Here is a 21063-nt window from a genome sequence, read left to right on the forward strand (position 1 = left end):
TTTGATAATCAATAGTAGAACTTTTAATGTTGGGCCGCGCGGCACACAATAGCGATAGTGAATATCAATATGGGTAGTTTTGATGCCCGCCTGCGGCGGGTAAAGGATGTCAGCCTAAAGGCTTCCTTGATTTATCGCCCTCACTGACGTTCGGTCGGGATGGAAATGCGTCCAGTAAACTGGACTGGCTCTTAGTACCCCCGTTTGGGGGCTGTTACCTGATAGACACCGTAGTGTGCATTTTTTAAAATTTTTTATGTATGCGGATATCATGAACACAGTGCAAAGTAATATGGATAAAAATGTCCAGAATTGGTTCGAGACGCTGAACACAGCCCCACCCTGCTGGTAAGCCAAAGGCTGAGGTATAGAGCGTTCGGTTTTCTTGGCCAGGTATTGGTTTATGAAACTTGCCTGATAAGCACCGTAGTGTTCATTTTTGAGACTGGAACAAATGCCCGTAGCTACGCCCCAGCGTGTTCCTGTGGATACCAGTTAGCCTGCTGACACTAGCTTTGTTTACCTTGTTGCCCTGAGCGGTTAGCTGACCTATAGCGTTGATGATCTGGTTTTCTGTGGTCTCTTTGCGTACCTGGTTAGTTCTGCGAGCCGAGAGCCTTTGCCTGGTTTTTAAATCCAGCGGGAGCTCACTCTTGGCAAAGGTGGCCACCATCGCGCCCCTTTTTTTGCGCTTGGTTTTCGGGAAGTATTTTTCCCAGACCCATTTGCCGACACTTTTGGCGGTGGACTTAATCTCACCGTAAGGGAGAGACTGTGGGAAGTCGTTGTACTCCTCCGCTTTCACCAACACGATCTGCATCCACTCGACATAGGTCGTGCCTTGCTCGTCACGGTGGTAAACCACCCAGTCGTAGGCCCAGAAGCGCAGCCGATGGAACAGGGCGCAGTTGCGGCCTAAGCCGTAATGCGCATAGTTAGCAGCCCGTTTGCGGGTCCAGTAGCGGCGCTTCAGCTCTACGTAATCCGCCAGTTCGCCCAGTTTGTAGACCTTGCTGTGGATCTCCCACAGGTGCCAGTCTTCGTGCAGTGGGTTTTTGGTGATGAAACCTGTGTAGCCGGGGTCAGCCTTGAGTTTGTCGCAGTAGGCCTCCTGGATTGCCTGGGCGTAAGCCATGGGCTTGGGGTAGGCGGCATCGCTGGTGCAGACCGACTCAATGGCGTAGGAGACATGGGCCTTGCGGTTGCCCAGGTTGCGGACAATCAGGTTAGGTTGAGGCAGCTTAGCCTCTTCCCATTGCGTGAGGTTGTCGTGGTCCTGGTCGAAGGTGAGCCAGTGGCACATGGCCACCGTGTTGTGCTGGACGTAGCTTTTGGCGAACGCATGGTTTTTGCTGCGGATAATCAGGCCAGAGGCTTTGTCATCGGTGCAGTAAGGCTTGTTTGGGGCCAGTTCGTAAAAGCGGTCAACCGAATCTTTGCACTCTGGTGACTTTTCGGTTTCCTGAGAGGGTGTTAAACTTTGCATTACATGTCAGTGAACCCGTGTTGCTCTATGATCTTGGCGGAGAAGAGAGCTTCGCGGGTTTTCTTTTTCCTGTTCAGTTTTTCAGACACACAGTTTGTAGGCAGCCGGAGATAAAGGGCTGACAACTGCAACCAGTGGAATTCTTCAGACGGGAAAACTATGATAACAAGGCTGTTTCGTTATCTGTTTTGTGTGTTTTCCTTGCCTGAAAACTCACGGACCGGGTAGCAAATGCGACGCCCTGGTTGTTGGTAGCAACCAGGGCGTTTTTATTCTCGACTTCTGTAATTTATCCCAAATCGGCACGATTAGCACCTTCCTGAAATAAAACTACCCTGCTTTGGCAACAGACCAGCACCACGAAAAGCACATTGAGTGACAAGCAAAACTGAACGCTAAGCAGACTGGATCAAGGCACTTGCTTTACCTTAACCACAGTTAACGACCGCCGGGACAATAAGATAAATCCAGACTTCTGATCGACGGCCAGACCTTCTTGCACCTTTCATACTTTCTTACGGAAAAAATGCTCGTTTTAACCGTACTCACGTATCGAATCTATCATTGGTTGGAGGGTGAATTTTTTTTACCCATAAGCCTTCGGCTTTTTTTTGCGGATTTTTTTCGGAAAAAACGGGGTGGTTCCGTAGTCGGGAAACTGGCCACGATGGCAGGGAAATCGGTGACGGAACAAGCAGTTTTGAGGGGGATATTATGCGGTACCTCAAGATCAGGACTGAGACCAAACCACGCAAGGACGGTACCCGCCTGGCGACACCTCTTGTGTGTGAAGCTTCCCACCGTTACGACAAGAACCGTACCGAGAAATCCATGAAACGGCTCCAGTGCCAGCTCATTGTCGGGGCGGCGGATTCGGGCAAGACCCGGTGGCTGCAACGATTGTATGAACGCTGGGAGGATATCTGGGGAGCCAAGTGCAAGGCTGAGCCGGTTTACCTGTCGTCTCTGCAACCCCTCTCAAGCTGGACCGATGCCCCTCACGTTGAACGCTGGCATGAGCAGCAGCGTGAAGCGGAGAAGGATCCTGAAGAACAAACCCTGAAGTGCTGGAGCCAGCTTAACCAACAGCAACGGGCTGACCGGCTGGCGGATTATATCCATGACACGGGCACGTTGTTGTTTATTGATGATGCACACCGACTGACCGGGCGTAAGTTGCAGGCCGCAAGAGCCTGTGTGCTGGCGGCTAAGGTCTGGCTGATGACTGCCTCACAGGAGAACCGGCTGGCGCCGAACCTGCGAACCATTGTCGAGCGCCGGGAGCCCCAGAGAACGCATCTGCAATCTGACGCCAGTTATGACGCTACCAATTTTGTGATGTGGGCGATGATTGCTGTGACGGTCGGGGTCGGTTGGTGGGAGGCCGGGCTGGTGCTGGGTGGGATGAAGCTGCTGGGCAGTGGCAGAAGGGCTGCGAAGGCGGAGTGACAACCTGCGTGGTGGAGTTGGTAGACACGCTGGATTTCTGGGCAGTGGCAGAAGAGCTGCGAAGGCGGAGTGACAGCCTGTGTGGTGGAATGGGTAGACACGCTGGATTTAGGTTCCAGTGCCCAGGGCGGGACTTAACCCGCACAGGCTGAAAACAGACCAGGGAGCAACTGATTACAAGTCAGTTGCTCTGTAGAACCAACCAACACAGAGGCGGATAGGGATGTACCGACTTTGCAGCACACTGGGCCTGCTGGCCTGTCTTAACACCGCCAGTGCAGGGCTGGATGTTTTTACTGGCAAAACCCAAACCCCACCGGAGATACAACCCTTTGAACTGCCGACCCTGAGCGGGGAAAAGGTTGATTACAACGGCTATATCAATCCATTGGAACCCGCCCCCAGGCTCGATGCGGATGGCATTTTTGAGCAAACCGTGAACTGCTACCCGGAACCCACCCGATTCAATGTCGAGCTGAACCTCGAGGGCGGCTTGCGCTCACAGGGCATGGTGACGGCGGACAATACCACCATCGGGCGGGAGTATGTGGGCATTGTTGCCCGAATGCCGCTGTACTCCGCTAACGAGATGAACCGGGAGCGGGAGAGGGAATATTTGCGCCGTACAAAGACTTCTGAGCTTATAGGGACGTTTTTAACCGCTATAGCCACACGAAACCATGCCCGAAGGGAAATCGCCCTCTACAGGGCCTTGGAGAGCCGCTCACAGGTGCGTGTGCAAAAAGGCATTGTGAGTACGGATGAGCAGGTTGCCTATATGGAAAAGCTGCTGGCTGCCCATAAAACCCTGACCCAGTCCGAGACCGACATTACGGCGGCACGGTTGGCGATTGTGGGGCAGTGTGATGAGGATAAACGACCGCATTTGAATATCTGGTTAAAACGGATGGCCGTAGTACCTAAAGTGGAAAATCCACAAGGAGATGCACATGAGAAAGAAATGGAAGGGAACGCCAGAGAGCAGAAACCGTGAAGCCCGCCTGCGGTGGTTTAAAAAAGGAAGTGGCAAGCTTGATAAGTACAAATCAGTGAGAAGAATGCTCAATAAAGGCATTACGAAAAAGGAATACTAAATGCACTACAAAACAACTACATAAAAAACTACAGGACCAGGCATGAAATGGATTAACCACGTCTTCATTGCCGGAGCGGTCACCGCCGTTTACGACGTGCGCCTGGTACCGCCGACCATTATCGGGGCAACAGCACCGGACTGGATGGAGTGGGTGCTGAAGTTTCTTGGCAGGCCGGTAAAGCATCGGACGGTGACTCATTACCTGAGCATCTGGGTGATCGCCTTGATGGGAGCCTGGTTCCTGTTTCCGGACGGGATGGTCGGGACACTGGTGACGGCGTTTTGTTGGGGTGGGGTGACGCATATTCTGACTGATGCCATGACGGTTTCGGGGGTGCCCCTGAGTCCGTACAGTGACCGGCGGTTTCATTTGTTTGGGGGCAGGTTCCGGACCGGGGAGCCTGTGGAGTATGGGATCAGTGCTGTGGTTGTTTTTGTTTGTGTGGGTTTGATGGCCCTGATGCCTTCTGGTAGCTGGGCACCGTTTTTTTATGACTGGGCCGGGTATTATGAGAGTGGGGTGATTGATGGGTATGAGTGGCGGGTGAATCGGTTTCGGGTTTTTTGAGAGTTGCTTACGGCAACTGTAGAGAAGGGAGCCCCGGATTGTGATTCCGGTGGTCGTGGAGGAGTTGGGAACAGAAAAACGAAGAAAGTAAGATACAAAAAAAGATACAAAATGCACTACAAGTAAAATATAAATAACACTACATATTAGTTATTGCCGAGTGAATTGATAACGGATTTACTGATGAGGAAACAACAGTATTCCTCATACTACCACTGACTTTCATCTTGCTTTATTCAGGTAAATCTTCTTGTTCTTGTGGTGACGCCCTACGGTTACCACAGAGTCACCACAAACGATCTGATAGACATTCAGCAGGGACTTTATTTTCTTGTAGAAGGTTGCGCCCACTTCGCCCTTTATCTGTTTTCTGGATTCTTTACCGAAGTAAAGAACCCTGCCGCCATGAGGTGCTTCGGCTTCTTCACCGTAAGCCTCGAGCCAGTTAATTATCAGCGGAGGGATCGAGCGTTGCTGCATTCTTGCCTGGGCATGATGGGTTTTAATCATTTTTCAGGCCTCCTGCCAGATAGTTTTTAAGCCAACCAGAAAGGTAGGCATCGGTGGACAGGACTTGCCCCTCTATATTGAATTGTGAAAGAAAACCTTCTTGTATGTGGGTATGATCAATCCAATGTTCACATAAGCCTGATTCGTAAAATTCAATCGCTTCCAGATAGTCTTCCTCTGGCAGTTCAGAAAAGTACATTCTGATTACCTTAGCGTCAAAATAGTAAACACCATATTCATCATGAAATTTTATATATTGCTCAAAAAAATGGTTTCTAAGTCGGTCAAGTCTATCTGTGTATATATCAAACGCAATTAATTTTCTTTCAATCCACTGCCACTCCCTCTGGCAAAGCCAGTTCTTTGCCTGTTCAAACAAGAGTGCTTCATTAAGTTCTGATTCAGATGCGAGGATTTCATCAATTTTTTTCTGGTTATAGTGGTTGGTTTTATCAAGAAAAACCTTCAAAAAGGACTGCCATGAAAAGGCAGATAAATTATCATTTACGACGTTGATAAGACAAATAGCTTCAATGACTTCTTCGAATGTTACATCGGGATCTTTGTTGTTATTAACGAAGAACTGATAAAGCCTCGCCATGGCGACCATACTGCTGACAGGCTTGAAGTCTTGATTAAAAAAAACTGACAATGCCATGGCATCGCCCTGAAGTGCACTGTGCATGCTCTCAGATAAGCTCACGTCACATGAAACGGATTTGAGTATTGAAGCACGAGGGTTGAGTAGCTCTTGCCGGGTTCTTTTTATGGCGGCATCGTAAAACTCGTCGATATCTTGGTGATTTTTTAACAACCCCCATTTCAGACCATCCTTGCAATCCTGATGCGCAGATACTCTTTGTGCTTCAATGTCAGACACTCTGTTTTCGAGATACTCTGATTTTGCCGTTTCCCTGGCTGATTTCATTGACCTGATAACAAAATCTTTCAACTCAACAGGGAGGTTTACACGCAAAATCTCAGCAGCGTAGTAACGTGCCACAGGTTTTGACAAACCAAGGCTTTGACAAAAGGCAGGTATGTAACGCTCCGGTATTTTCTCCCTGCCTGCAGTGATAGCCGAGATAAAGGTGGGTTCAATGCCTTTCCCTGGTTCGCCTACACCGTGGTCTTTGTTCAGGTTGTAAACAAAGTCAGCTCTTTTTAAACCCGATGTTTTCATGGCTGATTTTAACCACTCACCAACCGTTTTATAGGAAGCATCTTCCAGGCAAAAAATTTCTTCTCTGTACATAGTGTTTTCCTCGTCCTTTCCCTAAAACATAAGCCTCTCAGAGACTATTTAAAAGCTATAAAAAGAAAGGAAAAGCTCACTTTTTTATGGCGCTAAAAGATGAGTCTTACCTTTCTTTTTTATTCTGGAGACCGCCAGTTGCTCAGGCTACGGTTAAGAAAAAGGCACTCAGGGAATGACGTTATGAAAATGGAAGGTGTGTATGTACTGGGTCTGACCGGTGGGCATTATTACGTTGGCTGGTCGAGCGATATAGCCAGACGTGTAGAGCAGCACAGCAGGGGAGAGGGTGCGTTATGGACACAACAGCACCCACCAGAGCGAATTATTGAGGTAAGGCTGGGCAGGAGCAAGCAAGACGAGACACGGATGACCCGTTTTTATATGGGAAAGTTTGGCGTCGACAATGTCCGGGGAGGGCCCTGGTGCAGTGAGCACCTAAACGAGAATCCATTGATGATCAGCGAGGAGCTGTATCTTTCATACCTGACGGGTATGCCGCAGCAAAAACAAGAGCCGGTCACCCGACAAAACTTCGATGAACTGAAAGCCCTTAGTCAGCCTGTCCTGCTGAAGCCGGTATCGTTACCAACGATTGATTACCCGGTCATCCTTGAGTATCAGCAGATACTACAAACGCCGGGTAATGAGGAAGAGCGCCATATTGTGACTTATGAATGTGATGCTGAGGAATGTGAGAATGAGTTTGACGGGGAGCTGCCTTGTGTCTGGGAGTATGTGAGGAAAATTGAAACGGTTGATGGCTCGCCCTTGCAAAAGCCCTGAAAACATAAACGTACAGCGATTTTTTTAAACTACTAATGGCACTACTTAATGCACTACAAAAAAACTACAGGCATAAAGCTTTACAAACACCAGCGAGAGCAGGGGCGCCAGGGATGGCCGACGGCACTGGACCAACAGATGCAGGGCGGCAGGGTTGCCGGGGTGGGTGGAAACACAGCAAATGACCAGGAGAGCAAAAGCCCTCCCGTTTATTCGAGCTTGATGGAACCCCAACCAAGTTCCTTGAGCCTCTGACATAACTGATCTGTATTAGCTTCTGAAAGCAAAACGTCTTCAGGTTTTGGCCTTGGAGCGATTTGAAAAAACCTGTCTTCCAGGGCTTTTCGAAGCATTTGCCAAGTACCTTCGGAGGGTCTTGCTATACCTCGCTCATAACGCCCCACCATTACTTTTGATATCTTTGCAGCGTCAGCCAGTTCCTCTTGTGATAAGCCAAGTTTCTTACGGTTCTCTCGAAGATCCTTAGAGAAATCCTCGTTGTTGCTGCCGCTTAAAATGATCATATCTTCCATTAGGGTCACCTTTTTTTGATATTGTGATTATAAAAGTAGGCATATACGACTTATAAATCAATCTTTAATTTTTAAAAAAGATACTTATAGATTTTTTTATGGACTTTAATGACCTTTTTATATTTACCATGCTCGGAAGCCTGAGTTGAATACCAGAGCACTAACATTGAGAGGAGGGGGCAGGGACGCCTGGGTGGGCGGGGGCAGTTTGCGGCCTGCGGAGGCGCGGAAGTGCGCAGGTGCGGAGCGGAGCCGTAATGCAGTCTGCCAGGCTGAGAACTAACCACAGTGACAAAGCCTGATTGGCAGTCTGCATTACGGCGGAGCGGAGTACCGGAGCGCTGGAGTGCCGGAGCGGGCCGCAAACTGCATCGGCCAGGGATGGCCGTCGGCACTGGACCAACAGCAGGCAGGGCGTTGATTGCTGGGCAGGAACCGTCAGACACAGGGCGGCAGGGATGCCGGGGTGGGTGGGGAGCAGCCAGGGATGGCCAGGCACCAGGATCAAGCGCTGGAACACATCAAAAAACAACAGCGGGCGCAACCCAATAGACGACAACGATATTTTTGTTCGTAACTATTTTCACAAACAAATGTAAAGACAAACAAACAGCCTGTAGCCTTACTCCCATCTGCGATAAGCCCTGTTTCTAAAAATCAAAATAATATATTTTGATAATCAATAAATACTATATTGATAGTGCAATTTCAAAAACATGAGGTAAACATGAAAGTTGCACTGACCAGCCCGACCACGGGCGAAGTCCATACCCTGGGAGCCACTATTAACAATCGTGTCGGCTTTAGCCTGCGGGGGCATCTTTATCTGACGGTTGAGACCCGGCCCGGTTATGAGATCACCTGGGAGTATTGGAACGAATGCCAGGGCGTTTTAGTGGCCTGCTCTGCGGATGAACGCAGGCGTTTTAAGAAATGGGAAAAGAACGGCAGGGAGTACGCCGCCAAGTGGTGGAAAAAGGAGAAACAGGCATGAGTGAAGGTTACCAGGGTTACAGCAATTACCCGACCTGGTGTGTCAGCCTGTGGATCTCAAACGATGAGAGGCTTTACCGTTACTGGCGCGGACGGGGCGTGAGCAACTGCCTGGCAACGGAACTGGAGGAGTGGGTAACCAACATGGTGCCGGAAGAGGTAGAGGGGCTGATTGGAGATCTGCTGACTCATACGATTGAAATGGTTTACTGGGATGAATTAGCGAAGGAATTGGAGGAAATGTTTTAGCCCGACCGAACCGCAAGGAAGCGGTTGTTTACGCCCTGGTTTACGAGAATAACGACCGTTTAACGAGCTAGATAGTTTACGGCTGGAACTGGTTTAAATCGGACACAAAACAACGAATAAAAAGGTTTTTAGGTTTTCTCCGTTTTTAGTAGCTCCAGCCATAAACGACACCAACCAAGCACTCGGAGGCTGAGGGGCTGGAGCCACGGCAAGGGCTGGCGGGGACTGGGTTTGGCTCGGCGTAATGAGTGGAATGGAGTGGAGACGTAGGGCTGGAGTGGAGTGCAGCGCAGTGGAGTTGCGTAGCCGTGGAGTCGTGTAGGTGCGGAGTTGCGAAGGTGCGTAAGTGCGCAAGCGTGGAGGTGTGGAAGCGTGGAGTGGAGCTGTGTAAAACAGTCTGTGGAGCCTGCGGAACAGTCTGTTTTATACAGCGTAACGGAATGCTGGAACGCCGGAAGGCTGGAGCGCTGGAGTACCGTAGCAGCGGAGTACCGGAACGGCGGAAGGGCGGAGCAGCGGAACGGAGCGGAACGGAACGGAAGCCCGGAGTCGGAACGCAATGGAGCGAATGGAGCCGAGCCAAACCCAGTCCCCGCCAGCCCTTGTCTGATAACGGCAGATAAAAACCCAGTCTTGCAGGATTTCTTCTGCGTGTGCTGGACGTGGCGTGTAGCTCCATCAGCATACGCGATAAAAAAAAGCTCCCGTTTAGAAGCTTTTTTATGGAACTCAATTTTCTATCAAATCTTTAAAGTACTGTGCAGTCTCTTTGTCAGTGCAGTAGATATAACAGCCATCCATGCCCCGAGTCATCAGTACCTTGTAGGTATTCTTGATAATGGAATGCACCAGTTCTTCACCATCGACGGGGTTTTCCTTGATCACTTTCTTCCAGGTTTGAAGGTTTTTATCGCCGCCCGGATGTGCGGAAGGATCGATAATGATCCTGCCATTACGAACCTGAAAATCATCACCGATAATGACTCCGGCGTAGTTCATCTCAAGCCCCTGGCAGGTATGAATGCAACCAACCTCATTGATAGATTCTGGATGATTCAACCATCCTTGACCTTGCTCACTCAGATTCCAGCGCATGCCAAAATCATATTCAGGAAATGTGATATCAAAGGTTTTATCTTTTTCTTCCTGAGACAGAGCCTTCCAGGTTCCTGATGTGCTTTTAGTGATCCACTTCCAACAGTAGCCAGCCAGCAAGCGAGCTTCCTTACCGTCTTTATTGCGGGAAAAAATAGCCTCTCTCAGATCATTCGGGTTGTCATAAACCCTAAAATCAAACTCTTTTTTGCTCAGGGTTTTGTTAGCAGTCTCTCTGATTCCGAGATTGTTATTCAGCCAGGAAAGGTAACCATCCGAACCAGAACATCTGAACTGAGATTCCAGATCCATGACTGTTACTTCTGCATCCAGGTGTTTTGCCCAGTACTCGATTTCTTCCTGGGAGCCTATGTCTTTCAGGCTGATTCGCTGATCTTCGTCCAAGAAAAAAACTGAACAGGATGCGGCATTAATGATTTCTTTAACCTGATTCTCACCGAGATGGCCAACCATGCCGGACTTTTCATTCAGACGATGAGCTTCATCGACAACCAGAGTGTCGTAGCTGTCTTTCTTCACGTCTACATAGCTTCCAGAGCCCTGGAACATAGCGCTGAATACAGTCTTCTTCATGGTGCCAGTAAGTCTGGCCTGGTAAACCTCTCTGGGCGCAGCATTGCGGGTAACATACTGAGCAACAAGACCCAATCGAGTGAAATAAGCAAGCAGGTTAATAGCTACAACAGACTTACCCGTTCCCGGGCCACCTCTGATAATCAACACTTGTTTCTTATTGTCATTACCTGCTCTGGCTTTCTTGGTCAGCTGTATAGCTTCTTCAAATACTTCTTTCTGATCGTCGATCAGGGTGAAGGACTTATTACCTTTCAGGAGAGAGTCCAGATGATCTGCGAGCTTTTTGGAAGGTCTGATTTCACTGTTTTCAATCAGGTTGAGAATATCTTCATCATCGCCGAACTTGATATGGCTTTTGATGTACTCCCTGAGATCTCTCTTGTCGTCTTTGAAAAAGAGCGGAGCCTGCTGGGTATAGTGCTCAAAAAAGGCATCAGACAATATGCCATCATCCTTGTAGTTATGGAGATATACGCAAGGCTTCAGATTGATGTATTTTTCATAAACGGCAGCATTAAAGCTCTCCAGCAATGAAGCATAAGACCATACCTGGTAGCTTGGGTGCAGAGTGTCTTTTTCACCATGAGAGAAACGGGTATTAATGATCCCGTCCTTTCCTGTGGCTGTAGCTTTGCTCCACTGCTTTAACTCGATAAGGATTGCAGTGTTCTGCTTGGAAGCACTCTTGCCTGTGATCATAAAATCGATGCGATTCTGAGTACGGGGTATCGAATACTCAATAGCAATAACGGCATTATTGGGGATGTCAGGGTCACGCAGTATCTGCTCCACCTGGGGCAAGGAGTTTGCCCAGGATTGATACTCTGATTTACCGACTTTTTTACCCAAGGCATTTTCTACTGCAGATGAAATGACATCTTCAATATTATCGGCACCAACATCTTCAATAAACTGTGTCTTTAAAGCCTTATAAACAATCATTCAATCGATATCCGTATACTTTTCAGACTTTCCCCTGGCCTTGGAAACCTGCTTTACTGTGCGTTTTTTATCAATGAAGTCCTTAAGACTCTCTATATACAGAGACATACAAACACTGACCATTTGGTTAAATGACCAACAAATAGTACTAGTGTTCAACACCAAGAGGAATAACAGGTTGTATGGACGGAGGTTGGCAAACTACCTAATGCGGGAGATAACTCCCAGCGAGAAAGCCGGGAGTTTGGTGATCAGCGAGAGAGGTTGTGTATTTTCTCGGCAGCGATAAATTCATCCTTCAGATCGATACCCATTTCAGAACCATCGGACCCCATAACACGGATGGAGCCGACATACATCATGCATACCAACTGGAAGCCTGAGTAATGTTTGCCGGGCATGGTTTTCAGTGTGTATTTGAGTTCAGAGCTACCGGTGTCATAACCCGACTGACCTTGCATGGCCACCTCAACGAATAAGGCTTTGGCCTGATTTTCAGAAAGGCTGTCGTAAGTTCCAAGAGCTTCCTGCATGAACTGAACCGCATCCATTCTCAGACCATCAGCTTCCTGCTTTTTCTGATCATTCCTGGCGCTGAAAATAGCAATCTTCCCTTCCTTGGCTTGCTGTGCCTGCAGTGTGCCGGGTGCCGTTGCAATAACAAAATCAAACAGCTCGCTGGCTTCTTCGTTGCGGCCCGCTTTACGCAGAGCCTCACCATAACCCAGCTGTGTGGCAGCATCCTGCGGGTACATGGGAGCCAGGTTTTTATAGATATCCAGGGCTTTGTCGTTCATACCTTCGGAAGAGTAAAGGCTCGCCACATTGCGTAATGCATACTGGTTGGCCGGCTCTATCTCAAGGGCATGCTCAAAAGCTCGGATACCTTTCTGAGGCTCACTTTGACGAGCAAAAGCGACACCCAGAGCTACATAAACATTAGCGCCGGTACTCCTGCCTTCCACATCAATCAAGTGTTGCAGTCGTTCAATGGCTTTATCCAGCTGATTCAGGTCAGACAACGCCATGGCAGAGTTGTAAAGTGCCAGACCATTGTCAGGATCTTGCCCGAGCAACTCATCACACAACTCAATACCATATTGCAGATTACCGGCATTAAATGCCTTGAGAATATTGTCTTCATTCGCCTGGGGAGAGATGACTACTTTTTCCAGATCTGCCCTGACCTCAACATGATGCCCCAGGTCACGATATTTGGCTTTCAGATAATCAACGACGGCAAAGCGAAAATCAAAGTCATCCAGATCCTGCTGGTCTGCAGGAAGTTGGGAACGATCAAACTCCTTCAGAGAGATTACCACGTCTCGTTCTAGATCCATCGATGCAACTCCGTCATATTGATTTTTTCAGCAGTAATTTCGACCAGTTCACGGTCATCCATGGATTCATATTCACCCAGTAACAGTGGGCCAACGATCCCTTTGGCGGGAGTAATCAGGCCAAGGGACTCAAAAGGTACCAGCAGGGATTTATCTTTGATCAGGCTGGCCATGCCGAAACTTTCAGTGGCTGCAAGCAGACGGTTCCATTGGATGATCTTCTTAGGAATGGGCGTTTCCTGGAGAGCCTGGAGATTATTGTTAATATTTGCTTTGATTGCGTCCTGCTGCTGCTCGGCCAGCTCACTTTGATATTTTTGAATTTCATAATGCACAGCCACACTAGGCAGAGCAGAGCGTAGCTGCACCACCAGATGGCCTGCCATGCTTTTAGCCACTTCAGAGCGCCGCTCCGCCGTTAATTGCGGCAAGCTTTTCAGTAGTTCGCTAATTAAATCAATAGCTTTCGCAGACAGAGTTACATCTTTTTCAGGGGTCTTGATCTGGTAGCGATGGAGAATATGGCGCAACTGCACAGAAGCCATCACATGACGGATCTTCTGATAACGTGAGTTGATCTTTACCAGATGAACAGGCTGAGCATCGGTTCTGGCCGTAACTTGGGTTGAAATTGTAACGTCCATAGATGGATCAATAGTGATCAGTGCAGATTTGCCTGTCACTTTTTCAACCTGCTGAGCGAGCAGTTTGACGCTGGGAAATGTGTCTATATCAAAATTCATCGAACAACCTGAAATATCTGAATGACAGGGATTGTACTACAGCGCAAAGAGGTAAGCAGTGGTAGCTTTTTAAGCTGGCTGCCACTATACACCCTGATGCGCTTCTTTTAAACTACAAAACGCACTACAAACCAAACTACACATCAGGCACGCAGCCTTGAGCAGGTAAAGCATGAAAATCTACGCAGTCATCAACCAGAAAGGCGGAGTGGGTAAGACAACCATTACCGCCAACCTGGGCTATGGGTTGGCGACGTCGGGTAAGCGGGTGTTGCTGATCGACCTCGATCCGCAGGGGCATTCCACCACGGTGCTGGGTGACCAGGGCGCAGAGCACACGGTTAAGGATTTGTTCGAGACCGGCTCTAAGCTGGGCGTTAAAGAGCTGGCGGTACCGGCACAGGTGGACGGTGAAGCCGTTGATGGCCTGAGTATTGTTCCTTCCAACATTAAGCTGGCGGTGTCGGCAGAGAACCTGGCGGCCCGGATTCACCGGGAGAAGGTGCTGGCTAATGCGCTGGAGAAGGTGAAGGGGGATTATGATGTCTGTCTGGTTGATTGTCCGCCGACTTTGGGTGTGCTGGCGGTGAACGGGATTTTTGCGGCGGATCACTTCCTGATCCCGGTCACTTATGGGCGTTATGCCCTGGACGGTGTGGCGGATCTGTTTGCCATTATCAGCACGGTGCGGGAGACCGATCAGTTTGATTACACCATTATCCGCAATGGTTATGACAGCCGCACCACGACCACCAATGATTTTATCGAGGAGCAGTTAGCGCCCTTTGTGGCGAATGTTGCCAGGACCCGTATTCGCAAGACTGAGTCGATTAACCAGGCGGCGATTAATGGCGAGCCGGTGTTTACCTTTGATGCTCGCAGTAACGGGACAGCGGATTTTGAGGCACTGACCCGAGAGATAGCAGGACTGGAGAGCTAAGCCATGGGCAAACTGAAAAAGGGCAGCAGTAAACTGGGAAGTCAGCAACCCGCCACCAAACCCGAGGGCGTGGTGACCACACAGAAGACCAGTGCCACACCCAAAAGCTTCCGCCTGGGCGGGGATGATATTGCCAATCTGAAGCAGATTACTGAAGCGGTGAATGGGGTGAGTCGTTCGAAGGTGTCGGAGACTAAGGTGGTTAAGGCGTTGTTGCAGCTTGGGGCGCAGTTGCCGCCGGAGAGGGTTTTGAAGGCGTTGAGGGAGATACTTTAGACACTACTTTTGTAGTTTTTATGTAGTGCGTTTTGTATAACAGATCAACTAAATATCAAGGAGACTTGGTTCTTCGACAACAAAAGAAAACAACAGTCGTTTAATGAATCGCCCTTCACGCTGGGTTTCAAAAGTGACATCAAAGTCTGTCTGCCGGTTCAGCTCGTTGACGGCAGGCTGGATGACCCAGCGTTTTAGTTCGTAAAATTTTTCGTACCGGTCTTCCAGCTCCAGCAGGGATCGCAGTTCGCTGACCCGGATTTCCCGTTTTCCTTTGTCACGCCACTGGCTGAGAAGCTCATACAGGCGGATGGAGTAAGGGGATTTCAGTTGAGCGACACTGACTAACTGATAGCGGGTAAACATGCCGTTAAGCTGGCTAAGGTAGGGCTTGATACGTTGCGAGAAGTCGAGGGTGACACTGCCTTCACCGTCGTTGTACAGAACGGAGCTGACCCAGCGCATTCGTCTGGTTTTTTGTTCGCCTTTGATTAGGATGTCTTGCTCGTACAGGTTGTTCGTCGCCTCTTTCAACTGCGAATAAGCGTGCTTCATCCGAACACCAAACAGCCCGGCGTACTCACTGGCGGTTATGGTGATGGCATCAGGCACTTCAGCACCCGGCCTGGAATCGATTTTGCTGATACACGCCAGCACCAGACGCTGTTCTTCCAGAGTCAGTTTGTAGCCCGCTTCGATCAGATCATTGTGCTTAACGATGAGATTCTGGTTCATATACCCGCTCTCAGGACGAACAAAATATAAACCCTAGCAACCAGTGAATAAATCCACAAACCCGGTGGACTTTTCCACAATTTCAGGGGATAACCCTGTGAATCAGACCCGGAATATCTACGTTTTAATACCCGAAATTTCTACGCTTTAACGGCATTTTGACCCGGAATCTCTACGCTTTATACCCGAAATTTCTACGCTTTAACGGCATTTTGACCCGGAATCTCTACGCTTTATACCCGGAATTTCTACGCTTTTAGATCGACAACCTATTGATAATAAAGGGTTTTACGGACTCTAAAATAAGAAAACAAGATTAAAATAAGAAAACAAGAAGAAGAGAAAATAGTTAGAAAATAGATGATCAAAAAATGATCAGTTTTGATCAATTTCTTAAGCGTATCCGATTGAGCCTCCTGAAAATCAACGAAGAACGTTTTTCAGTCTGTACTGGAATCTCTCCACCTTTGATACCGGAATTTCTCCACCTTTAGCTCACTATTACCGGAATCTCTCCACTATAAACGCCACATCCATTGGTATGAGTACCTGAAGCCCAACGGAACGGAAAGTTGCTCTAAGGGTTCACATCATAGAAAAACAAGTAGGAAGCAGTTGAAAAAGGGCTGGTTGCTGCAGAAAAAGGCACGGATAATGTGGGTGAAGCAATGCAGGAAGAACCAGGTGTTCATGAGAAGGTGGCTGAGCCAGCCTAGTCTGATGAGTTCCAATCAAAGGGAAATAATGATGAGAAAAAATAGTTTTGCTTTTGTAGCTCTTATGGTAGTGGCTATTTTGCTTCAGGGGTGCGCTACATATACATATGTACCTTCTTATAAAGATGACCAATCTGAAGCTTACAATATCGCCGATGCAGGTGGCCTGTATTTGGGCATTAAAGATAGGGCTCTCAGTGAAGCAAAAACACCTTACAAGGGTCCTGGTATAGGTATTGGGGATATGCTGACCGTTGCCAGTATAGGGGTTGGTGCTTTTGAAGGCGGCGTACTCGGTATGAGTAATCTAGGATCAGCAGCGTTTAACGGTGCACATGGCGTTTGGGCTGCATCTTCAGATGATTACTGGAGTTCGAATTATTTCTATGGATACATCCCATTGGATTATAATCAATCACTCAAATCTCCTATGGATGTTCGTGCCTATGTAGAGAATAAATTAATAGAAACCTCTATTGCAGTATTATTTGATCAGGGTTTTAAAGTTAATAAATTGAAGACTTCGGAAATCCTCAATAATAAGCCTGTAAAAAGGTGGGCATTGGAGAATAGCGCTTATGGTTGTTCATTCGATAAAGTAAATTGTCTGTTAACAATCTATACAGTGAATGAGAATCAAATTGCTCATTCAATAAACCCAGGCTTTTTAGGAGATAAAAGATCAGTGGAAAGCTGGCGTTTCTATCTTGGAACTCCTGAGAAAAAAAGCACAATAGACATAACTTCGACAGGTACTAAATCCATAATACCAGAGCTTGACTTCTATAAGAAACTGAGTTCATCTATGCCAAACTGGTTTAATCTCTATATTGCGCCAAACAGAGCCTCAACGCCAAGTCATGAAAGTGGCGCACTGCCTTACAACTTCGTTTTGAATGATGGTCGTTTTTTAGAGTTCATTGATCCAGACTCTTGAAACGCTAGGGTAGCCGATATATCTTACGGCTACCCTATATTCTATCCTGTATACCTGCTCAACTCTTCCTCCAAGGCCTGTTTCTCTGACTCAAGAATGCGTTTGTCTACAAACAAAAGACCAACAAAATAACCGAGGAGCGCCCGGTTACTGCTGATGGAGGCTTCTGTGTAAGCCCAGTCGCTATAGACTGGCCGTAGCCTGTAAAGTCAGAAAGAAGTCTCGCCTGATAAATCGGGGAGTGACACAATAAGCAGCAGGGATCAGAACACTTGGCTCGTAAAACAAAGAGCTGAAGTTTGTAGTAGTGTGGGTGACTGTGCAGCATTTGTTTCAGCCGGTAGCCAGTTTTCCTACAGCCAGATAACACTCATCATTACTGTTTTCCATTTCCCAAATATCCAGGGCATTTTGCATTCCGAGCCATACATCTACAGAGGTACCCAGAGCAATAGCCAACCGCTTGGCCATATCTTTACTGCATGGTATTCGTTCGTTCACGAAAGCGGATAAGTGCTTTCTGGAAACATTCAGAACTTTTGCCGCTTCAGTGACCGAAAGATTCAAAGGCTCAAGTACATCCATTTTTACAATCTGTCCGGGATGGGTTGGCTTTCTGCTTCTGATTCTCTTGGCTATAGTTTTTTCCTCAGTGGTACTGCTCATAATCAACTCTGATTGCATCCTGCCGCCAGAGAAGGTTTTGAAGGCTTTAAGGGAAATACTTTAGTAGTGCATTTATGCACTACATTTCTATTTAGCGACCTGTTCTGATATTTGTTTTTCTTTAGCCTCCAATAACGCCTTCGCCTTTCTTCCAGCAGATTTAAGCTCACGACAGATACTATTAATCTCACCATCAATTTCCTCGGGAGAGGCTAACTGGCAAGTCTTCATCTGGTCGATTTCAAAATGCACAAAGGGTTGGCATATAGGGGCTTTGAGCTTATTCGGAACATTGCAGTGAATTGAGATCCGGTAAGTCTTGCTACCGACGATATCCATGGTGACTCCTTGGGTAGGGCACTCGAAGAAGGGGTGCTACAAGAGCAACGTGTAATTCTAGATATCAGCGACTCTGGTGTAAAAAATTAAGCATTTTGTATGTAATGTATGTATAATACAACATACATTACATACAAAATCATACAACCACCCATACACCCGGACGGCATACACCATGGCAATCACCAGAGACGACATCATTAACGCGGCTGAATCACTGGAGCGGGAGGGCGAGAAGGCCACTATGGCTTCAGTGCGTGAGTTTCTGGGTGGGGGCAGCTTTGCCACCATTAGCCCGGTGCTGCGGGAGTGGAAGGAGGGTCGCAAGACCACCACGGCGGTGGCGCTGGAAATGCCTGGTGAGTTGAAGACGGTGGCGGAGCGCATGGAGGCGGAGTTCTGGCAGACGGCCTCAAGGCTGGCGAATGAGAAACTGGTGACTGTTCAGGCTGAGGCGGAGGCTTCGGTCAGTGCAGCGGAGAGTGAAAGGGATGAGGCTCTGGAAGATATTGTACGTCTGGAGAAAGAACTGGCTGATGCGGTTAAGGGGCAGCAGGTCGCCAGTGATGACAAGGCTATTGCCCTGGAGCAGGTTATTGAGCTGAAAGCCGGCATTATTCGGCTTGAGGAACAGCTTGCCGCCAGCAAGACAAGTGCCGTGCAGCTTCGGGAAGACCTTGCCCGTATGACGACTGAGAAGGATCGGCAGGCTGATGAAGCCTCACGTTTGCAGGGGCTGAACGGTGAGTTGAAGCGGGAGATTCAGGACTGTCAGAAGCAGGAGGGACAGCTCAGGCAGGAGTTGAATCAGGAGACTCTGGAGGTGGCTAATCTGCGGAACAATATCAATCACCTGATCGGCGAGAAGGAGGTATTGGAGCAGTCCAGCCAGCAGCAGGCCGGTGAACTGATTGAGCTGAAAACGAGTGTTGCCGGACTGGAGGCCAGAGTGGATGACCGGAACAATAAGGTCAGCGAGTTTGAGGCGGAACTGGCAGAGCTGAAGCAGGAGAACCGGAAGCTGGCGTCGCTGGAAGCGGAAAGAGATGCTGCGAAAAGTCGTATTCTGGAGTTGACCCAGGAGTGTGATGGGTTGAAGCAGGAGAATAAGAGTCTGACCAAGGAGAGTGGTAGTTTGCAGGGGCAGGTTAAGGCGTTGTCGGAGCGGGTGAAGGGGAAATTGCGGAAGTAGTGCGCTTATAACCTTGATGATTTTAAAAGATTGTTTTTCAACTACGGTGAAACTACACTAAATTTACTGAATTCAGTAAATTTACTAATAAATAAGTCATCTGAAAAAAGGAAGTCACCATGAAAACACCTAAACACCTGAAGCATAAACCGATAATGGAAGTTGCTAACTATGATGCTATTGATGGGCATCGAGCTAAGTCTACTGACGCCAAATGCTTATCCCTTGGTGTAGCTCAATGGAATGGCGGTTTAGGAACAGAGCTTTCTGCCAAGGTTTGGCGAATGGTAGATGGCAGATGGTCACGGCAATCAGAAGAGCTACCTTTAAACCGAGTTATTGATTTAGCAACCCTGATCTGTGAAACCAAACTGCACTCCGATGGTAAACCACTCACTTCAAAGGGTGGTTTCTCAGTCAGCAAGACCGAAAGCTCTGCGCTGCACGACAAGATTCTTAAAATTGAATTTGAAAAGGATAATGAGTTTTTAGACAAAAGCCTTAAGAGATTAGCCAAATCCCTAAAGGCGCTAGGTTATTAAAATATTCCACTACGTGTAGCTGTACCCGAGACATAAAAACTACAAAAGTAGTGCAAAAAGCACTACTTTTGTTTCACCATCTTCCGCACTCGACAGTAGTCATACAAGGTCGTTGCCGGGCACTCAATCAGCTTGGCGATGGACGCCTTCGACAACCCCATATCGAGATACTTTTGTATCTCATCTTTGAATACATCCAGCTTCAGATTTTCTGCTTTTCCCTGCGGTCTGCCCAGCTTGATACCCTGAGCTTTTTTGGCGGCTAACGCCTCTTTGGTGCGGCTGCTGATAAATTCCCGCTCGATCTCCGCTGCCATGCCCAGCACGGTGGCGGTGATGCGGCTCTGCATGGAGTCGTCAAAGCGCATGTTGTTCTTGGCGATGTGCAGGTTGATCTGGTGCTCGGAGCAGTGTTTGAGGATCTCCAACACCTGCAAGGTGGATCGGGCCAGGCGGGAGACTTCGGAGACGATGACGGTATCGCCGCTTTCGGCCTGTAGCAGCACATTACCTAACGCTCTTTCCTGCCAGGGCTTTTTGCCGGAGACGCTGTCTTCGATGAATTCCATGCCTGCAAAGCCGTTTTTGTTGGCGTATTCCAGGACACCGTGTTTCTGGTTCAGTACGTCCTGCTGGTCGGTGGAGACTCGCAGGTAGCCGTAATTTGCCATGACTACCCTCCTAGCGTTGGATGATTGCACTGGAGCAACCCAGTTCGGTTAAGATCTTCCAGGCACTGTCGAGGCTGGAGAAGTGGCGGATATTGGCACGCTGGGCGGTCAGTGGCACTTGCTCGCCACTCTTGCGCTCGAACTGGATGGTCCATTTGTTTTCTTTCAGGGGGGCGGGCAGCAGGTAGACGGTCTTAATGTCGCCAGCCTGCATCAGCAGGACGATCTGGTCGATTCTCATGGGCGGCTCCTAATGAACGAGATTATCAAATTAGTATATTTTGATAATCAATAGTAGAACTTTTAATGTTGGGCCGCGCGGCACACAATAGCGATAGTGAATATCAATATGGGTAGTTTTGATGCCCGCCTGCGGCGGGTAAAGGATGTCAGCCTAAAGGCTTCCT

At 48.4% G+C, this 21063-nt stretch carries 24 protein-coding genes and 1 tRNA gene; 12 read left to right on the forward strand and 13 right to left on the reverse strand.

What is annotated here, in order from left to right; translation table 11 throughout:
• Nucleotides 1-433: 433 nt before the first annotated feature.
• Entirely contained in the window at nucleotides 434-1486 is a 1053-nt protein-coding gene (locus KBW69_RS22080) for a replication initiation protein (protein WP_257282303.1), read from the reverse strand.
• 714 nt (nucleotides 1487-2200) lie between these two features.
• Here KBW69_RS22080 and KBW69_RS22085 point away from each other — a divergent pair.
• Nucleotides 2201-2935: a hypothetical protein gene (locus tag KBW69_RS22085; RefSeq protein ID WP_257282304.1), complete on the forward strand. Its 735-nt coding sequence runs from the start codon at nucleotides 2201-2203 to the stop codon at nucleotides 2933-2935.
• A gap of 119 nt (nucleotides 2936-3054) precedes the next feature.
• Here the strand turns inward: KBW69_RS22085 and KBW69_RS22090 are convergent.
• Nucleotides 3055-3185: transfer RNA gene (locus KBW69_RS22090), tRNA-Thr, on the reverse strand.
• Between KBW69_RS22090 and KBW69_RS22095 the strand changes: the two genes are divergently transcribed.
• Together KBW69_RS22095 and KBW69_RS22100 are read left to right on the forward strand one after the other, a co-directional pair.
• Nucleotides 3159-3929 (forward strand): hypothetical protein, encoded by a 771-nt coding sequence (locus KBW69_RS22095; protein WP_257282305.1) that lies wholly within the window; start codon nucleotides 3159-3161, stop codon nucleotides 3927-3929. The genes KBW69_RS22090 and KBW69_RS22095 overlap by 27 nt on opposite strands.
• Nucleotides 3930-4071: 142 nt before the next feature.
• Nucleotides 4072-4599 carry a metal-dependent hydrolase gene (locus KBW69_RS22100; protein ID WP_257282306.1) on the forward strand — a complete coding sequence of 176 codons (528 nt, stop codon included), beginning with the start codon at nucleotides 4072-4074 and terminating at the stop codon, nucleotides 4597-4599.
• A 222-nt stretch (nucleotides 4600-4821) separates the two neighbouring features.
• On the opposite strand, the gene KBW69_RS22105 is transcribed toward KBW69_RS22100, so the two are convergent.
• Complete coding sequence (locus tag KBW69_RS22105; protein ID WP_257282307.1) at nucleotides 4822-5109, reverse strand: hypothetical protein; 288 nt, start codon at nucleotides 5107-5109, stop codon at nucleotides 4822-4824.
• Nucleotides 5102-6364, reverse strand: a complete 1263-nt coding sequence (locus tag KBW69_RS22110) for a hypothetical protein (protein ID WP_257282308.1) — start codon at nucleotides 6362-6364, stop codon at nucleotides 5102-5104. Before KBW69_RS22110 ends, KBW69_RS22105 begins: the two co-directional genes overlap by 8 nt.
• 183 nt (nucleotides 6365-6547) lie before the next feature.
• On the opposite strand from KBW69_RS22110, the gene KBW69_RS22115 reads away from it, so the two are divergent.
• Complete coding sequence (locus KBW69_RS22115) at nucleotides 6548-7150, forward strand: hypothetical protein (protein ID WP_257282309.1); 603 nt, start codon at nucleotides 6548-6550, stop codon at nucleotides 7148-7150.
• 209 nt (nucleotides 7151-7359) lie between these two features.
• Here KBW69_RS22115 and KBW69_RS22120 read toward each other — a convergent pair whose 3' ends face one another.
• Nucleotides 7360-7683 carry a helix-turn-helix transcriptional regulator gene (locus KBW69_RS22120; RefSeq protein ID WP_257282310.1) on the reverse strand — a complete coding sequence of 108 codons (324 nt, stop codon included), beginning with the start codon at nucleotides 7681-7683 and terminating at the stop codon, nucleotides 7360-7362.
• A gap of 302 nt (nucleotides 7684-7985) precedes the next feature.
• Between KBW69_RS22120 and KBW69_RS22125 the strand changes: the two genes are divergently transcribed.
• The 3 genes from KBW69_RS22125 (at nucleotide 7986) to KBW69_RS22135 (ending at nucleotide 8925) form a co-directional block, all read left to right on the forward strand.
• Nucleotides 7986-8282 carry a hypothetical protein gene (locus KBW69_RS22125; protein ID WP_257282311.1) on the forward strand — a complete coding sequence of 99 codons (297 nt, stop codon included), beginning with the start codon at nucleotides 7986-7988 and terminating at the stop codon, nucleotides 8280-8282.
• 128 nt (nucleotides 8283-8410) lie between these two features.
• Complete coding sequence (locus tag KBW69_RS22130) at nucleotides 8411-8677, forward strand: hypothetical protein (RefSeq protein WP_257282312.1); 267 nt, start codon at nucleotides 8411-8413, stop codon at nucleotides 8675-8677.
• Nucleotides 8674-8925 (forward strand): hypothetical protein, encoded by a 252-nt coding sequence (locus tag KBW69_RS22135; protein WP_257282313.1) that lies wholly within the window; start codon nucleotides 8674-8676, stop codon nucleotides 8923-8925. Before KBW69_RS22130 ends, KBW69_RS22135 begins: the two co-directional genes overlap by 4 nt.
• Nucleotides 8926-9654: 729 nt before the next feature.
• Here the strand turns inward: KBW69_RS22135 and KBW69_RS22140 are convergent.
• The 3 genes from KBW69_RS22140 to KBW69_RS22150 all read right to left on the reverse strand — a co-directional run bounded on the left by KBW69_RS22140 (nucleotide 9655) and on the right by KBW69_RS22150 (nucleotide 13642).
• Nucleotides 9655-11559: a DUF2075 domain-containing protein gene (locus KBW69_RS22140; protein ID WP_257282314.1), complete on the reverse strand. Its 1905-nt coding sequence runs from the start codon at nucleotides 11557-11559 to the stop codon at nucleotides 9655-9657.
• Nucleotides 11560-11810: 251 nt separating this feature from the next.
• On the reverse strand, nucleotides 11811-12899 hold the full coding sequence (locus tag KBW69_RS22145; protein WP_257282315.1) for a tetratricopeptide repeat protein: 1089 nt from the start codon (nucleotides 12897-12899) through the stop codon (nucleotides 11811-11813).
• On the reverse strand, nucleotides 12890-13642 hold the full coding sequence (locus KBW69_RS22150; protein ID WP_257282316.1) for a hypothetical protein: 753 nt from the start codon (nucleotides 13640-13642) through the stop codon (nucleotides 12890-12892). The genes KBW69_RS22145 and KBW69_RS22150 overlap by 10 nt, the downstream gene beginning before the upstream one ends.
• 172 nt (nucleotides 13643-13814) lie before the next feature.
• Between KBW69_RS22150 and KBW69_RS22155 the strand changes: the two genes are divergently transcribed.
• Nucleotides 13815-14582: a ParA family protein gene (locus KBW69_RS22155; protein ID WP_257282317.1), complete on the forward strand. Its 768-nt coding sequence runs from the start codon at nucleotides 13815-13817 to the stop codon at nucleotides 14580-14582.
• A 3-nt stretch (nucleotides 14583-14585) separates the two neighbouring features.
• On the forward strand, nucleotides 14586-14858 hold the full coding sequence (locus tag KBW69_RS22160; RefSeq protein WP_257282318.1) for a hypothetical protein: 273 nt from the start codon (nucleotides 14586-14588) through the stop codon (nucleotides 14856-14858).
• A 48-nt stretch (nucleotides 14859-14906) separates the two neighbouring features.
• Here the strand turns inward: KBW69_RS22160 and KBW69_RS22165 are convergent, their stop codons facing one another.
• Nucleotides 14907-15593: a replication initiation protein gene (locus tag KBW69_RS22165; RefSeq protein WP_257282319.1), complete on the reverse strand. Its 687-nt coding sequence runs from the start codon at nucleotides 15591-15593 to the stop codon at nucleotides 14907-14909.
• A gap of 744 nt (nucleotides 15594-16337) precedes the next feature.
• Here KBW69_RS22165 and KBW69_RS22170 point away from each other — a divergent pair.
• Nucleotides 16338-17246 (forward strand): hypothetical protein, encoded by a 909-nt coding sequence (locus KBW69_RS22170; RefSeq protein ID WP_257282320.1) that lies wholly within the window; start codon nucleotides 16338-16340, stop codon nucleotides 17244-17246.
• A 333-nt stretch (nucleotides 17247-17579) separates the two neighbouring features.
• Here KBW69_RS22170 and KBW69_RS22175 read toward each other — a convergent pair whose 3' ends face one another.
• On the reverse strand, nucleotides 17580-17912 hold the full coding sequence (locus KBW69_RS22175; RefSeq protein ID WP_257282321.1) for a HigA family addiction module antitoxin: 333 nt from the start codon (nucleotides 17910-17912) through the stop codon (nucleotides 17580-17582).
• Nucleotides 17913-17999: 87 nt separating this feature from the next.
• Nucleotides 18000-18251, reverse strand: a complete 252-nt coding sequence (locus KBW69_RS22180) for a hypothetical protein (RefSeq protein WP_257282322.1) — start codon at nucleotides 18249-18251, stop codon at nucleotides 18000-18002.
• 175 nt (nucleotides 18252-18426) lie between these two features.
• Here KBW69_RS22180 and KBW69_RS22185 point away from each other — a divergent pair, with 175 nt between their 5' ends.
• Nucleotides 18427-19443: a DNA-binding protein gene (locus KBW69_RS22185; protein ID WP_257282323.1), complete on the forward strand. Its 1017-nt coding sequence runs from the start codon at nucleotides 18427-18429 to the stop codon at nucleotides 19441-19443.
• A gap of 119 nt (nucleotides 19444-19562) precedes the next feature.
• Nucleotides 19563-19985, forward strand: coding sequence for a DUF6530 family protein (locus KBW69_RS22190; protein ID WP_257282324.1), 423 nt, complete (start codon nucleotides 19563-19565; stop codon nucleotides 19983-19985).
• Between the two features lie 62 nt (nucleotides 19986-20047).
• On the opposite strand, the gene KBW69_RS22195 is transcribed toward KBW69_RS22190, so the two are convergent.
• Together KBW69_RS22195 and KBW69_RS22200 are read right to left on the reverse strand one after the other, a co-directional pair.
• Nucleotides 20048-20656 carry a recombinase family protein gene (locus KBW69_RS22195; protein ID WP_257282325.1) on the reverse strand — a complete coding sequence of 203 codons (609 nt, stop codon included), beginning with the start codon at nucleotides 20654-20656 and terminating at the stop codon, nucleotides 20048-20050.
• A gap of 10 nt (nucleotides 20657-20666) precedes the next feature.
• Nucleotides 20667-20897 (reverse strand): hypothetical protein, encoded by a 231-nt coding sequence (locus KBW69_RS22200; RefSeq protein WP_257282326.1) that lies wholly within the window; start codon nucleotides 20895-20897, stop codon nucleotides 20667-20669.
• Between the last annotated feature and the right edge of the window lie 166 nt (nucleotides 20898-21063).

Source organism: Endozoicomonas sp. ISHI1, from assembly GCF_024606225.1.
Classification (GTDB): domain Bacteria; phylum Pseudomonadota; class Gammaproteobacteria; order Pseudomonadales; family Endozoicomonadaceae; genus Endozoicomonas_A.

Coding starts and splice junctions, on each gene's coding strand:
- KBW69_RS22080 (WP_257282303.1), bottom strand. CDS start 1,486: ATGCAAAGTTTAACACCCTCTCAGGAAACCGAAAAGTCACCAGAGTGC.
- KBW69_RS22085 (WP_257282304.1), top strand. CDS start 2,201: ATGCGGTACCTCAAGATCAGGACTGAGACCAAACCACGCAAGGACGGT.
- KBW69_RS22095 (WP_257282305.1), top strand. CDS start 3,159: ATGTACCGACTTTGCAGCACACTGGGCCTGCTGGCCTGTCTTAACACC.
- KBW69_RS22100 (WP_257282306.1), top strand. CDS start 4,072: ATGAAATGGATTAACCACGTCTTCATTGCCGGAGCGGTCACCGCCGTT.
- KBW69_RS22105 (WP_257282307.1), bottom strand. CDS start 5,109: ATGATTAAAACCCATCATGCCCAGGCAAGAATGCAGCAACGCTCGATC.
- KBW69_RS22110 (WP_257282308.1), bottom strand. CDS start 6,364: ATGTACAGAGAAGAAATTTTTTGCCTGGAAGATGCTTCCTATAAAACG.
- KBW69_RS22115 (WP_257282309.1), top strand. CDS start 6,548: ATGAAAATGGAAGGTGTGTATGTACTGGGTCTGACCGGTGGGCATTAT.
- KBW69_RS22120 (WP_257282310.1), bottom strand. CDS start 7,683: ATGGAAGATATGATCATTTTAAGCGGCAGCAACAACGAGGATTTCTCT.
- KBW69_RS22130 (WP_257282312.1), top strand. CDS start 8,411: ATGAAAGTTGCACTGACCAGCCCGACCACGGGCGAAGTCCATACCCTG.
- KBW69_RS22135 (WP_257282313.1), top strand. CDS start 8,674: ATGAGTGAAGGTTACCAGGGTTACAGCAATTACCCGACCTGGTGTGTC.
- KBW69_RS22140 (WP_257282314.1), bottom strand. CDS start 11,559: ATGATTGTTTATAAGGCTTTAAAGACACAGTTTATTGAAGATGTTGGT.
- KBW69_RS22145 (WP_257282315.1), bottom strand. CDS start 12,899: ATGGATCTAGAACGAGACGTGGTAATCTCTCTGAAGGAGTTTGATCGT.
- KBW69_RS22150 (WP_257282316.1), bottom strand. CDS start 13,642: ATGAATTTTGATATAGACACATTTCCCAGCGTCAAACTGCTCGCTCAG.
- KBW69_RS22155 (WP_257282317.1), top strand. CDS start 13,815: ATGAAAATCTACGCAGTCATCAACCAGAAAGGCGGAGTGGGTAAGACA.
- KBW69_RS22160 (WP_257282318.1), top strand. CDS start 14,586: ATGGGCAAACTGAAAAAGGGCAGCAGTAAACTGGGAAGTCAGCAACCC.
- KBW69_RS22165 (WP_257282319.1), bottom strand. CDS start 15,593: ATGAACCAGAATCTCATCGTTAAGCACAATGATCTGATCGAAGCGGGC.
- KBW69_RS22170 (WP_257282320.1), top strand. CDS start 16,338: ATGATGAGAAAAAATAGTTTTGCTTTTGTAGCTCTTATGGTAGTGGCT.
- KBW69_RS22175 (WP_257282321.1), bottom strand. CDS start 17,912: ATGAGCAGTACCACTGAGGAAAAAACTATAGCCAAGAGAATCAGAAGC.
- KBW69_RS22180 (WP_257282322.1), bottom strand. CDS start 18,251: ATGGATATCGTCGGTAGCAAGACTTACCGGATCTCAATTCACTGCAAT.
- KBW69_RS22185 (WP_257282323.1), top strand. CDS start 18,427: ATGGCAATCACCAGAGACGACATCATTAACGCGGCTGAATCACTGGAG.
- KBW69_RS22190 (WP_257282324.1), top strand. CDS start 19,563: ATGAAAACACCTAAACACCTGAAGCATAAACCGATAATGGAAGTTGCT.
- KBW69_RS22195 (WP_257282325.1), bottom strand. CDS start 20,656: ATGGCAAATTACGGCTACCTGCGAGTCTCCACCGACCAGCAGGACGTA.
- KBW69_RS22200 (WP_257282326.1), bottom strand. CDS start 20,897: ATGAGAATCGACCAGATCGTCCTGCTGATGCAGGCTGGCGACATTAAG.